The following is a 12,193-nucleotide window of genomic DNA, read 5'->3' as shown; positions in this document are numbered from 1 at the left end:
TATTTTAAGAGCAATTCGGCGGATTGATTTTCTGAGCCACTCACCAGATACTCACACGCGACATGGATTGACGCATGCCCCTGCCGGCGCGATGGTGCGCTCGGCTTGGGGGGAAAAATGAGCCAAAATATCCCGAATTGTATAAGTGCCATCTCACTGCTGGCGCCGCTAGCTGCGGCTGCAGTAACGTTGTTGGTCGGCATTGTGGTGGCGCTCATCGCCTATAGGCAGTGGCGAGTCGCTCACGAAAAGCTGATCCTCGATCTCTTCGATAAGCGTTTTGCGGTTTATAGTGACGCGCGAGAAGCCGTGCGCGGCTATTGGGCGCCTATAAGGTTCGATCCGAGTTCCATAGCGAAAAGACTTGACCCGTCCACCTATGGAGCGCGCATGCAGCGAATTGAGACCCTTCACGATGTAGGCCGACGCGCGCAGTTCCTATTTGGCGATGAGGTGGCCGCAAGGATCAAAGTCGTTCGTGATGCGCTCATTGAGGGGACGCCTAGCACGCCGATGGAAGAGGAGGATGACGAACTACGTCGACAGAACGCTGAAGCTCGCAAACGCGCGCTCAAGGAATCACAGGCCTTTCCTAAGGATCTAGATGCACTTGTCTCCAAATACATGCGGATAACCAGGGCTCTATAGTGGCTTGACGCTTCTGGTCCGCGGTTCGATCATACTGCTGCCAGGGAGGAAAACATGAAAGCCAAACTTCCCTCCGATGCAACACTTAGATCCATTGCTAGTGGCTTGAAACATCCGGAGGAGTTCGTGCGGGCAGTGTTTGCCAACATGCGAGGCGGCCGCGACGATCAAGGGATGAGGGTCGCTCTGGACAGCAATCCGGCTGCTCCCGACTACTGCATCGAAATGTACTTCGAGGAGCGAAATGCCTCAGGCGAGTGGGAGACTGTGGGGCACCAATTTCTGGTGGCCTTTTCCGGCCGAAACCATAAAGAGGCGCGACGACAGGAGGATGAGGTGTCACGGGCATGGTCTAGCGAAGCTATGTCGTGGGGGTGCGTGCAGGCGCTGCTTGGGGAGTTGAGAGGGATTTCAACACCGTCTAACTCATCATCCTGAAAGCGACGCATGTCCGACCACATCCTACCCCAGACCAAGCACCCGAAGCTGATCGTCGTCGTCGCGTTCGACCGTGGCGAGGATGGAGAGCTATTCCCCGCATTCGGCCCGGCCGATCAGCAGAGCGAGGATCGAGCGATCAGGACGGCAAAGGCTCTCGTCGACAAGCACGTCGGGGTAATCGCCTGGAGCCGAGAGGCTAATCCGGACATCGGGGAGTACGGGCCGCCGACGACGCTGTTCGTCAGCGGTGATGTGCCGGATATGGAATGAGGTCGGCTAGTATCAATTCCCGGCCCCAGTTCGCCCGGATGCGACTTGGCTAAAATACCGCAGTTAGGGGCAATGGGTCCTTAGCCATGCTCTTTCTGGCCCATGGCAAGTGCTGGGGCTGCTGTTACGTTGGCATAGCAGCCAAGGAATGGCGGAAAGCTCAGGCGAGGAAGGGCACGAGCATGCGGTTTACCGAAAATGGACACCTTCAGCTAGATAAATGGTGGGATAAGATATTTGTACCGAGTTGGGGGGGCGGGATCGATGAAGAGCTTCGATCGACGTTTTATCTCGCCGGCATCGGCGAGTCAGAGATGCTACTGCCAGACAAGTCAACGATGAAAAATTATCCCAAAATGAAGCCTGAGATAGAAGATGATCGCGCTGTATGGATATGGGCGCACGGCGACAAGCAGCGCGATTTCATTGGAGGCGGTGCCAAGGAAATTTTCTCCCCAGAAAAAATCGCCAAGAAGCTATCCTGGTTGCCCATGACAGCGACGGGCAACGTTGTCGTTTGGAGTTGTTGGGCAGGTTGGAAGGATGGTTTTTGCGAACACCTTGCGGGCACTATGAAGGCACAAGGGTATGAAGCTCTCCGTTTCTGGGGGGCGCTGGTTCCGACAAGTATTCTTCAGCGACCAGATGACGGCAGCAACCAATGGAGGGATGTCTATGTCTCAGATTTGGGCGACAAGTCCGTGCTTCCCAGGCGGGCGACAAAAGATGACATGGTAGGATTTGGGCCGGGCTTGAATACACCGTATTTGTAGATATCAGCGCGAAGTTCCAATTCCCACAAACGCAAAAAAGCCCGCGCATCCATCAGGACACGCGGGCGAGGCAATATGCAGAAGCTGTACGGGATGTATGGGGTCCCATCAACTTGATCGCTAACACAAGTTGATGTGAGACAGCGGGCCATATTGCTGGCGTCGGGAAGATGGTGGGCGGCGGCGTTAGTTTGATTCGAATTAATGGCAAGAATTGACATGCTGCGGCAAATATGAGAGCCCCAAAGATGGGTTTGGGGGTATCTATGGCATTTCAAGAGCGCAAACCGATCTATGAGCAGATCGAGAAAGAGCGCGACACTAAGGTTATCTCCTACATCACAGGAGATCGCCCTAATGCCGAGACGCAAATCGGGGCCGATTGCATAGACATTTTTGTGGATATGCTCGATTCGATTGGGCCAACCAAAAGAATTTCACTTTTGCTCCACACAAATGGTGGGAACACCGCTGCAGCTTGGCGTTTAGTCAATTTAATCAAGACATTCTGCGACGAGTTAGAAGTCCTCATACCATACAAAGCTATGAGCGCCGGCACCCTGATTTCACTCGGCGCTCAGAAGATCGTGATGACAAAACAGGCCACGTTAGGGCCTATCGATCCCAGCCTCATTCATCCCCTTGGTCCGCAGGTACCGAACGGAAATCAGCTGGCGCGTATTCCAGTGAGCGTAGAAGCAGTTCGCGGATACCTCGACGCGGCCAATGTCGATCTTAAAATCGATGATGTGAACGTCCTTGGCAGAATCCTAATGGATTTGTCGAACAAGGTGCATCCCCTTGTCCTGGGTGAGATTTTCCGTTCTCGGGCGCAAATTCGTTTCCTGGCATCGAAGCTACTCAATGAACACGTGCAAGATTCGGACAAGGTCCAACCGATAATTGATTTCCTATGCGCGGATTCGGGGAGTCACGACTACACCATCAACCGCCGCGAAGCTAAAACGCTCGGCCTACCGGTCGAGAAGCCAAGCGAAGAATTTTATGGACGCCTGAAAAGCCTTCATAAAGATTATTCAGGCGAAATGAAGCTGCTCGAGCCTTTCAATCCGATGGTCATGGTGGGGCCAAACCAAACAGTTAACTACGAATTGGTGCGTGGATTGATCGAAAGCGTGAATGGCGGCTCTTATGGATTTGTGTCAGAAGGCCTTCTGAGACGCTCGATGGCGCAAGGTCCGCAAGGACAGCAGGTGGAACAAATAGACGACCAGAGAGTTTTTGAGGGGTGGAAGGCAAGATGATGTCTCTTCGAAACGATACCGACGCGACACTGATTTATCGCGAGTCAACCGCAGTCCAAACGATTCGCATGGATCGGACGGGAGACACGGGCAGCTTACTCGACGTTATGCGCGATGCTGTCTTAGTTATCGGTGAACCAAGCGCGGATCGTCACCATGAGCGCATCCCCGATCACCCGTGGGGCAATATTGAGGCTTACTCGGCAGGGTGAATGCCTACCTGTTTTGTTCTTAGTATCTGGTAGCGCCGCCTCTTACGGCGGCTGCTTCCTGTTCTGGTCGCTCACCAAGGCTTGAAGCGTGGCCGTCAAAGCCGCCACCGCATTGGATAGCCCGACGATGCTATCCTGCACCCGGTCGAGCCTGGTCAACGTGGCGGTCTGGAACTTGTCGTTCGACGCGCCGTCCTGGACCTGCTTTGTCTCGACAGCGATCAGCCGATCATTGACCTTCGTCGCGACATCGTTCGCTCTTGTCGCCGTCGCCGTCACAGATGTGATCTGTTGATTGACGATGGTGGCTTGCGCGTCAAACTTCCCTTCCAGCCATTGCGAGCCGAGGAACGCAATAAGCCCGATGGTTGGTAGCGCCAGCGCCATGGAGACGCGGGCTATTGCCAATAGCAGCACGTTCTCTGCAATCTTCTGCGGAGCGTTCGTCATATCGTCTTCCTCGATCAAATCCCCGGCCCCTATTCCATGCTATCTGCAGTAAGCGTCCCGGCGCGCATTGAGCGCCCGGTTGCCGTCGATGGTGGTTTGACTGTCCTGTGACGCCGAATAGGTCGCTGGCGCCCAAATCGAACACACGGCCTTATCGGTCCCGATTGTTTGGGTCGTCGGACACCCCGACAGAAGGGCGAGCATTGGCAGCATCAGCAATGTCCTGCAGGTGTTTCGCATAGCTGTCGCGCTCCTTTTCCGCGAGTTTGTTCCGTTCGGCCTTTGCCCCGGCAAGGCGCTGCTGGAAGCCATAGCCAAGCGCGCCGATGATCGCGGCGAAGATGGCAATGATGGTGGGGTTGGAGAGGAAGCCGGTCAGGATCGCGGTCATTCCGACACCACGATGTTTGGGCGATCGCGGACATAATAGCCGAGGCCGAATATCACGACTGGCGTGAGGGCAGCGAAGACTTCCGGGTCATACCATTCGGGAGCGGCATTCTTGACGATCAGCCCAGCCACGGCCATGAGCGCCGCACCGATGACGGCAGCGCTGAGCTTGCGAGTTGGATTCGGGCGCGGTTGATTGATCGGTTCCTGTTCCATTACCTTTTCCTTCCGAATATTACCTTGAGGAATGCGAACAGCGCCGCCCAGAACGGATTGCGCTCGACGTAGGCCGGCGCAGGAGGCGCGACAGGCTCCGCAGGCTTCACGGTGCCAGGGATAGGCGTTCCAAGTTCTGGCGGGCCGGATACAGGACCAGTGGAGAACGGACGAAGCTTCAACACCTCGTCCAGCACGGCCTCTACCTTTTCGGGCTTCACCAGCACCTTGTTGAGCTTGTCCCCGGCGTAGTAGGTTTCGCCGCGCGCTACGGTTCGATGCGCGCCCTTGACCGACTTCAGCACCGGGAAGCTCGCCCATTCCTGCGCCAGGCGCTTGCCGAACTCGATGCGCCCTATCTTGCCGGCCATGAAGTCGCTGTAGCCGCGCCGGATAAGCAGATGGTAGCCAAGCCGGTCCTGCAAATCGCCGTCCAGCTTCTGCGACCCGCGAAGGTGAAGCTCAGATCGCAATCCGAGAAGGGTTGCCCGCATGAACTGATACCGGCCCGCCGCGCTCGATCCATGGTTCTTGGACCATCGAGGCTGTGCGGCCAGAACGTCGTCCAGCGTCATTTCGGTGAGCGGCTTGGCAAGCATGCCCTGCTTGTTGGCATAGATCGTCCCGTAACCATTCGGGGCTTCGGTCAGGCCAATGAAGTCGAGCAAACGCGCCGCGCCCGCAGGAACGGTTCGGTCCATGGTCAGTCCTTTCTGTGGAGTATTCAGCAGGCTCTTAGGAGCCACTTGACAATGCTATCAAGTGATAGCAGATATGGATGCTATCGGTGGATAGCATTGGGTATTCAGATGACGGACAAACATTCCAAGGCCGGCAAGGCAAGGATGACGCGAATGACTGCTGAGCAGCGCAGCGAGGTTGCCCGTGCCGGGGCGATTGCGAGATGGGCAAAGGCCGATCCGAGCCGCGCCAGCCTCCCCAAGGCCATCTACGGTGCTGATGATCGTCCGCTGCGCATCGGTGAGATGGAAATCCCGTGCTTTGTTTTGGATGACGAGCGTCGAGTGCTGATCACGGGAGGCATGCAGGATGCGCTGAGAATGGCTCGCGGTGGGTCAATGGTTGCAGGCATGAGTCGTTTTGAGCTTTTTGCCTCTGGCGACAGGATAAAACCCTTTATTTCTACGGACTTGATAGATCGATTCCGCAACCCGATTTTGTTCCTCACACCTACCGGACAGCGAGCCCATGGCTACGAAGCTGATGTGCTGGTTGAGCTTTGCGAGTCGGTTCTTTCGGCGCGTGCGGCTGGCACCCTGCAAAAGCAGCAGATGACGATCGCCCAGCAATGCGAACTGATAATTCGCGGACTGGCTCGCGTAGGTATCGTCGCGTTGGTCGACGAAGCTACTGGGTTCCAAGAGGTTCGGAAGCGGGACGCCCTCTACAAGATACTCGAAGCCTATATCTCTCCCGAATTGATGAGATGGGCGAAGCGGTTCCCCGACTCATTTTATAAGGAAATGTTCCGTCTTCACGGTTGGGAGTACGACCCGGAATCTGTCAGCCGCCCAGGTGTCGTGGGGAAATTCACCAACACGTATATCTACGAGCAACTGCCCCCTGGGGTTCTCAAAGAGCTGCATACCGTCAATCCAAAAGACGAGCATGGCAGGCGGCGTAATCGACACCACCAGTTTCTGACCGAAGATGTAGGAAATCCGCATTTGGAGCGGCAGATATCCGCCACAACAGTCTTGATGCGCGCCGCCGACGATTGGCCAAGTTTCAAGCGGCTGTTTGCCAAGGCATTCCCTAAGTCCGGCGATCAAATAGAACTACTCGCAGATTAGGGCGCGGGTTTCAGATTGTGGTGATTGCCGGCCTATACCTGTCCGGCTAAGGTGATGTGCTGCTCAACCAGAAGGCCCGGTCGCTATCCCCGCAACCCCACCCAACAGCGACCGGGCTTTATTTTTTGTTTACCCACTTAAGCTTTTCTGTATATACGCCAACAGCCTAGAGCCTTGGGAATCAATGTCAGATAAGCAACACTCTGAAGATCATGGTGCGGGCATCAAGCATGAGCGCCCGAACGTCGATCTATACGATCCGTGGTCAAAACATCTGGAATTTGAGAAGCCGTACCGGTTGCCTCCGATCCCCTATTTGCCGGGAAATCCGTCCGGGAAGCGCCAACTAGGTTAGACCGTCAGCGCGAGAAGTCGGTTTCAATGCGCTACGAGCCGGATAAGCTTGCTGCGCTGTTTCCTGATGCAGCAGGCCCGGTCGCCATCCTTTGTCAGACTTCCGCGACCGGGCTTTTCAATCCCCGGATTACTTCATGCCCGATGACGATCAGAACGACCCTTGGAAGCCCGGCCGGCGCGGTTTCGTGCGCGGTGCTATCTGGACCGCCGTCATTTTACTGGTTGCTTGGTGGTTGTGGGACTAGGCGCGGACAGCCCTAGTGGTTTATCGAAGGCCATGACGAAGAACCCGAACATCAATGTTGGTCTGCACCTCGTTCGCGGCGCTTGCGCGCTCGGTGTGGCCGTCTACCATTATCTGAGTTGGACCCATGGTTATGCGATTGAAAGCGTTGGCGCCTTCTACGTCTACATTTTCTTCATAGTATCGGCCGTAGCCATGATGATCGCGCATGGCAGCGACTTCGACCGAGCGATCAATCTTCCCTTACTCAAAATCTTCTACATCAAACGCATCGCCCGGGTTTTGCCGTTGCTGGCACTCGTGGCATTCGGTGTGGGAATCGAGGGCAGCATTCGAGCCGGATCATGGCAGATAGACACCTTTGCCAAGGCATATCTGACTGCGACTGGACTATTCGGGCTACAGATGCCGGGTATGAATTCGGGTGCCGTGGCAGCTTGGTCCCTCGGCATCGAAGCCGTTTTCTATCTAATCTTCCCAATTGTGGCCCTGCTGATCGCAGGGGCTAGGCTCCGCACCTTAGCCGTAGCCATCGCTATATTGTTGGTCGGTCAACATGCTGCGCTTAGGCTATTGCGCGGGCAGGATGGCGCTGAGTTCTGGTTCAACTATGCGAACCCGCTGATGTTCGCGCCTTATTTTGCTATCGGTTTGGCGGTGTTTAGAGCGCCGATAAGGATGAACGCCCTCAACTTCTGGCTAACGCTCGCAATCCTTGTCTGCATCGCGTCGGTTTCGATCATTTCTCCAGTGAATGTGTACAGAAGCCCGATGCTTTACGTTGTGCTCACGGGATTTTCTGGCGCGGTGGTCATGACCGCCTATGCTGCACGTGTGCCCGAAGCATTGCGAGCGACTGCCATCTTCCTCGGCGACATAAGCTACGCCTTGTACCTGACACACTGGTTCACGCATCGATTTTCGGCCTATATCGCGAGTTCCGCAGGGCTACCGACTTTTCTCCAATTCCCACTTTTCGTTGGGATGGCAATCGGCATCGCCTACTGCATTCACATCGGCTTTGAACTACCTGCAAAAAAGGCCATTCTCGCGTGGAATAAGGGGCGGAGCATCATCGCTGCGAGAGAAGGTCAGGTGTTATAGCAGCGCCGCAGCGGTGAAAAACGCATCGCCCTGCTTTTCCGTTGTAGCCGATCTCGGAAAAACCAGTGCGAATCATGGGATCGGCCCGGTCAGGCCGCTGTGTTCGAAAGCCATCCGGAATAGGGCGGCGCCTAAAGTCCGCCCCAAGCGTCCAGCGCTTTTTCTTGGATGGCCGCGACGATCAAATTGGACCCGGCAACCGACAGGTGATCATCGTCTAGGTAGAAAATGCTTTTTGCATCAGCAACGGAGCATCGGCCTGGTAAATCTACGGAACAGAAGAGTTTCTCGGGATAAATCCGCACCAGGCTGCTGCTGTCTGGGATGCTGTCATACAAGGCAATGATACCCCCGGCACGCTCGCGATACCGTTGCTGGGAAGTCGTGATCATGGCCCCGCCCCTCGCGTAGATTTTCGCCAACGTAACCGGCACGTCCCAACCGACCTCAGGCACGGGATAAACAAGGACAACCCGTTTCCCCGCTTCTAGAAGTTCAAGGACGCCTTCTCGAATCCTTCTCGCGAACTCTGCCCGCTGATCCGGTGTTCGACCATTAAACACTGGAGTGGATGGTTCAACTCCACCCTCGCCATTATCGAACATTATGTTCGTAACCCGCAAAACAGCGCGCGAGGATAAGACAACCGTCTTGACATTGGCCGAAAAAATAGCTTCCTTTTGTCGTGCGAGCACGCTGTCCAAATTCCCATAGAAATCGGGATACTGAGACACATAAACGTCGCCGTCTGCGATAATTTCCGCAGCCTTTCCTGTGCCCTTCAAAAACCTATCGAAGCTCTTTGCAAGCATGGCGGCGTGGCTGTCGCCCACGATTGCAATGGACGGCTCAGCTGGATCACCGACCCTGCAATTTTTCTTTAGGCACTCCTCACCTTTGTCATTCCAATATCCGCGCTCGACAAAGGCGAGATGCCGAAACTCTGGCGGCATGCGCTCGGGCCAACCCTGAGCCTCCAGGGTCATCCCTGACCAAACCAGAACGGCAGCAGTTGCACCGGCTGACGATAGCCAGATTGTTGCCTTGCTGATGGTGCCGGGTTGGCGGAAGGGCCGCTCGATGTAGCGCCAAGACAGATACGCCACCGGGATCGATAAGGCTATCAGCACTACCCTTTGCCACAGCAGCAGGTCGTTGATCGAATAGAGGCGCGCAAAACTGAATATTGGCTGATGCCACAGATAGAGAGAATAAGAAATCAGGCCGATGCCCACGACATGGCGAAGTGTGAGCAACTGTGTCACCATCCCGGCTGCTCCCGCGAACCATATCAGCAGCATGGTTCCGACGATGACCGGTATCGTGACCAGCCCTGGGTGCTGCATTGAGCCGTCCACAAGAATGACTGATCCGATAATCAGCGCCAGACCAACCCCTGAAGCGACCGTCGGCAAAGTCCCGTCGGCGGGCCGCTGCCGTTTGGTTTCCAGAAGCGCCAGCAGCGAACCTCCTAGTAACTCCCACCCCCGCGAAGGCAGTAGATAGAAGCTGGCAGCAGGCCGGGTTACGCTCCACCATTGGGCGATTATAAACGAAGCGGCCGCCGCCACGATCGAAACCGCTGCCAAGTACCGCCCTTGCGACACCTTCACCAAACCCCAGATCACTAGCGGCAGCACGAGATAGAACTGCTCCTCAACCGCCAAGCTCCATGTATGGGCTAACGGCTTTAGCTCGATAGCCTCCGAGAAGTATCCCGTGTCCAACCAAAAGAAGATGTTTGACCCGAAAAGGGCAGTAGCTCTGGCACTCGCCCCGAAATTCTCCATTTGCGCTGGGGTCATCAGCCACCAGGCAAACGGTATCGTCACTGCGACCACAACAAAAAGCGCAGGTAGTATGCGCCGCGCCCTTCGTTCGTAAAAGCCGATTAACGACCAACTCTCGTTGGCGATTCTCGAGAGCACGTCTGCCGAGATCAGGTAGCCGGAAATTACGAAGAACACATCGACGCCGAGGAACCCCCCGGGCAACAGCCGGGCGCCATACGCTTTGAAACCGGCGTGGTAGATTAAAACTGAAAGCACTGCGATGCATCGCAGCCCATCGATCTCATCTCGATGTTTGCCCCTCAAGTTATCTAGCCCCCACTAATTCCGCCGCACCATTGGATAATCTTGTGGGCTAGATCAAGAGCAATTTGGTTATGGCCGCACGCGGCGGGTGGGCCTCAGTACCTTTGTTTGCCAATTTCCTGCTAAGGTTCAAGCCACCCGCGCATGTTCATCGTCCTTGTCATAGCGGAGGTGTTGAGCGCACCACCGCTGTAGAACCAGAGGTGTTGACTAAATGAGAAGGCGACATTTTCAAAGTTGAAGCTGAAGCTCGGGCTGGGAACACCGGCCGACTGGTAATAGAACTCGTCGGTGTCATGGTTTGAACCATCAGTACCATAGCGGATAACACAGTCACCACCCGATCCGCTGAACGCATCCGCATGAGCGAACTTAACCGCCGTCGCCAATGGACTTATGTGCCCCCAAAAGCCGATCTGCTTCGGCGTAGAAATTGCTCCACTCAGGTTGGAGGTCGCGTTTGCTGCACCGCGCGTCGACACGAGCGTGCCAGTATCGGCGATGTTTCTAACCTCGGCAGTATCCATGTAGCACATGCCGAGATATCGATAATGGTCAAAGCCTGGAGGCGCTGGAATAATCGCGTCCAGAAAGCCGATACTACCTGCATCGGCAAGGGTTATCTGCCCTCCGCTGTTGGCCGTGATAGTCGTTACTCGGTAGGAGAATGCCCCGCTTCGACTGTCGATCGTCTCGCTCACGACGAGAGCATCGGTTCCCGCAAGAGCGTTCGTCGCGAACTGGAGGGTTTCGGCAATCGCCGTAGCGACATTCTCTGCGCCCTTGTTGAACGTCACCACGTCTCCGGCGACGGTCCGAGAACGAAGGACCGGCATAAAGCCCAGCGTGGCAGTTGCGTCGCCGTCATTCGCGGCGGCGAATAGGGCGTACCACGTCGATTTTGTATGGCGAGTTTCGGCAAAGAGGTCGCCCGGCGTCGAGGTTCCGTTCCCGAGCGAGATGATATGGCGCTCCCGGTCGGTAAAGGCGGGTGCCGGAAAGACAGGAACGCGATTGCGTTTGAAGCGCCCGCCCGCACGGAAGCCGCCCATGGCGAAGTAGCGCTCTCCAACGATCTGGATGCCGGTGGCGTTGTAGTAGCCAATCCGCGTCCGGGGGCCGTTTGGATCGACCAAGCGGAAGTCATCTTTCGCATCCGCTGCGATTTTATCGATGGTGACCGCGTCATCGACAAGTTTTTCGGAGGTGACGGCGTCATTGGCAAGCTTCACGGAGATGATCGCGCCATCGGCTACCGTCGCGTAAGGGAACGCCTCCCAACTGTCGCCATCCCAATAGAAATGAGCTTTGGAGGTAGTATTCCAGTAAAATGCACCTTCCTGAATCGTACCACCAGCCGGGTCCGTCGAGGGGGCGCTCGAATATGCCCCGAGATATTGCGTTCTGAACGAAGCAAGAGCCGCTTCCACCGCAGCCTGAATCGCAGTTGCATCGCCATAGCTGAACAGACGGTAATTGCCTGCGCTGTCCAACTGGACGAGCGCGGCCATGCCTGCCTTCACATAGCCTGCGGAGATCGGGCCGCCCACATTGAGCACCAGCGCACGCGGCGTCTCGCCGTTAATCGAGATCGTCATCGGGCCAGTGTTTGGCGCGGTGAAATTGACGGTGACCAGTTGCGAATTTGGAGTGGTTGAGATGGTTCCAGCCGCCGTTGCAATGATCGCGTCGGCCGTGCCGGTGCCGGTGTTCTGCGCATAGATCAAATCCGGCAGCAGCGTGATGCCGCCCGCACCCGCTATGATCGCCTTGAGAAGCGCCTCGTATTCGGTCGTCAGGACGGAAGCATCGCCCATGTCCGCCCCGCGCGGCGCGCCACCGGCTGTTGCAGGCGCAAAAACATCGCGGCCGAGCTTCGTGAGTGGAAGCGCCATATCAATTCTCCAAATATT

General features: G+C 56.0%; 13 protein-coding genes. 7 read left to right on the top strand and 6 right to left on the bottom strand.

The features are described 5' to 3' along the window. Positions 1 to 117: 117 nt before the first annotated feature. The 5 genes from ACX3P1_RS01645 (at position 118) to ACX3P1_RS01625 (ending at position 3,397) form a co-directional block, all read left to right on the top strand. On the top strand, positions 118 to 648 hold the full coding sequence (locus ACX3P1_RS01645) for a hypothetical protein (protein WP_459077778.1): 531 nt from the start codon (positions 118 to 120) through the stop codon (positions 646 to 648). Between the two features lie 54 nt (positions 649 to 702). Further along, positions 703 to 1,086: a hypothetical protein gene (locus ACX3P1_RS01640; RefSeq protein WP_459077777.1), complete on the top strand. Its 384-nt coding sequence runs from the start codon at positions 703 to 705 to the stop codon at positions 1,084 to 1,086. 9 nt (positions 1,087 to 1,095) lie between these two features. After that, on the top strand, positions 1,096 to 1,359 hold the full coding sequence (locus ACX3P1_RS01635) for a hypothetical protein (protein WP_459077776.1): 264 nt from the start codon (positions 1,096 to 1,098) through the stop codon (positions 1,357 to 1,359). Between the two features lie 182 nt (positions 1,360 to 1,541). Further along, positions 1,542 to 2,132, top strand: a complete 591-nt coding sequence (locus tag ACX3P1_RS01630) for a hypothetical protein (protein WP_459077775.1) — start codon at positions 1,542 to 1,544, stop codon at positions 2,130 to 2,132. A gap of 266 nt (positions 2,133 to 2,398) precedes the next feature. Next, entirely contained in the window at positions 2,399 to 3,397 is a 999-nt protein-coding gene (locus ACX3P1_RS01625; protein ID WP_459077774.1) for an SDH family Clp fold serine proteinase, read from the top strand. Between the two features lie 254 nt (positions 3,398 to 3,651). On the opposite strand, the gene ACX3P1_RS01620 is transcribed toward ACX3P1_RS01625, so the two are convergent. From ACX3P1_RS01620 to ACX3P1_RS01605, 4 genes are all read right to left on the bottom strand, one after another. Continuing rightward, complete coding sequence (locus ACX3P1_RS01620; protein WP_459077773.1) at positions 3,652 to 4,077, bottom strand: hypothetical protein; 426 nt, start codon at positions 4,075 to 4,077, stop codon at positions 3,652 to 3,654. Between the two features lie 133 nt (positions 4,078 to 4,210). Beyond that, complete coding sequence (locus ACX3P1_RS01615) at positions 4,211 to 4,450, bottom strand: hypothetical protein (protein ID WP_459077772.1); 240 nt, start codon at positions 4,448 to 4,450, stop codon at positions 4,211 to 4,213. Beyond that, on the bottom strand, positions 4,447 to 4,665 hold the full coding sequence (locus ACX3P1_RS01610) for a hypothetical protein (protein ID WP_459077771.1): 219 nt from the start codon (positions 4,663 to 4,665) through the stop codon (positions 4,447 to 4,449). The genes ACX3P1_RS01615 and ACX3P1_RS01610 overlap by 4 nt, the downstream gene beginning before the upstream one ends. Then, positions 4,665 to 5,366, bottom strand: a complete 702-nt coding sequence (locus ACX3P1_RS01605; protein ID WP_459077770.1) for a lysozyme family protein — start codon at positions 5,364 to 5,366, stop codon at positions 4,665 to 4,667. Before ACX3P1_RS01605 ends, ACX3P1_RS01610 begins: the two co-directional genes overlap by 1 nt. Before the next feature lie 108 nt (positions 5,367 to 5,474). Here ACX3P1_RS01605 and ACX3P1_RS01600 point away from each other — a divergent pair, with 108 nt between their 5' ends. Together ACX3P1_RS01600 and ACX3P1_RS01595 are read left to right on the top strand one after the other, a co-directional pair. Further along, a complete protein-coding gene (locus ACX3P1_RS01600; RefSeq protein ID WP_459077769.1) occupies positions 5,475 to 6,479 on the top strand; it encodes a P63C domain-containing protein in 1,005 nt (334 codons plus the stop codon). A 634-nt stretch (positions 6,480 to 7,113) separates the two neighbouring features. Next, on the top strand, positions 7,114 to 8,184 hold the full coding sequence (locus ACX3P1_RS01595; RefSeq protein WP_459077768.1) for an acyltransferase family protein: 1,071 nt from the start codon (positions 7,114 to 7,116) through the stop codon (positions 8,182 to 8,184). A 131-nt stretch (positions 8,185 to 8,315) separates the two neighbouring features. Here the strand turns inward: ACX3P1_RS01595 and ACX3P1_RS01590 are convergent, their stop codons facing one another. Beyond that, positions 8,316 to 10,280, bottom strand: a complete 1,965-nt coding sequence (locus ACX3P1_RS01590; RefSeq protein ID WP_459077767.1) for an acyltransferase family protein — start codon at positions 10,278 to 10,280, stop codon at positions 8,316 to 8,318. A 122-nt stretch (positions 10,281 to 10,402) separates the two neighbouring features. Beyond that, entirely contained in the window at positions 10,403 to 12,175 is a 1,773-nt protein-coding gene (locus tag ACX3P1_RS01585; protein WP_459077766.1) for a hypothetical protein, read from the bottom strand. Between the last annotated feature and the right edge of the window lie 18 nt (positions 12,176 to 12,193).

Source organism: Mesorhizobium sp. A623 (genome assembly GCF_054489405.1).
The sequence above is the reverse complement of the archived record's forward strand: the minus strand, read 5'-3'. Positions and strand labels throughout refer to the sequence as shown.

Coding starts and splice junctions, on each gene's coding strand:
- ACX3P1_RS01595 (WP_459077768.1), top strand. CDS start 7,114: ATGACGAAGAACCCGAACATCAATGTTGGTCTGCACCTCGTTCGCGGC.
- ACX3P1_RS01625 (WP_459077774.1), top strand. CDS start 2,399: ATGGCATTTCAAGAGCGCAAACCGATCTATGAGCAGATCGAGAAAGAG.
- ACX3P1_RS01610 (WP_459077771.1), bottom strand. CDS start 4,665: ATGGAACAGGAACCGATCAATCAACCGCGCCCGAATCCAACTCGCAAG.
- ACX3P1_RS01630 (WP_459077775.1), top strand. CDS start 1,542: ATGCGGTTTACCGAAAATGGACACCTTCAGCTAGATAAATGGTGGGAT.
- ACX3P1_RS01585 (WP_459077766.1), bottom strand. CDS start 12,175: ATGGCGCTTCCACTCACGAAGCTCGGCCGCGATGTTTTTGCGCCTGCA.
- ACX3P1_RS01640 (WP_459077777.1), top strand. CDS start 703: ATGAAAGCCAAACTTCCCTCCGATGCAACACTTAGATCCATTGCTAGT.
- ACX3P1_RS01605 (WP_459077770.1), bottom strand. CDS start 5,366: ATGGACCGAACCGTTCCTGCGGGCGCGGCGCGTTTGCTCGACTTCATT.
- ACX3P1_RS01645 (WP_459077778.1), top strand. CDS start 118: ATGAGCCAAAATATCCCGAATTGTATAAGTGCCATCTCACTGCTGGCG.
- ACX3P1_RS01635 (WP_459077776.1), top strand. CDS start 1,096: ATGTCCGACCACATCCTACCCCAGACCAAGCACCCGAAGCTGATCGTC.
- ACX3P1_RS01615 (WP_459077772.1), bottom strand. CDS start 4,450: ATGACCGCGATCCTGACCGGCTTCCTCTCCAACCCCACCATCATTGCC.
- ACX3P1_RS01600 (WP_459077769.1), top strand. CDS start 5,475: ATGACGGACAAACATTCCAAGGCCGGCAAGGCAAGGATGACGCGAATG.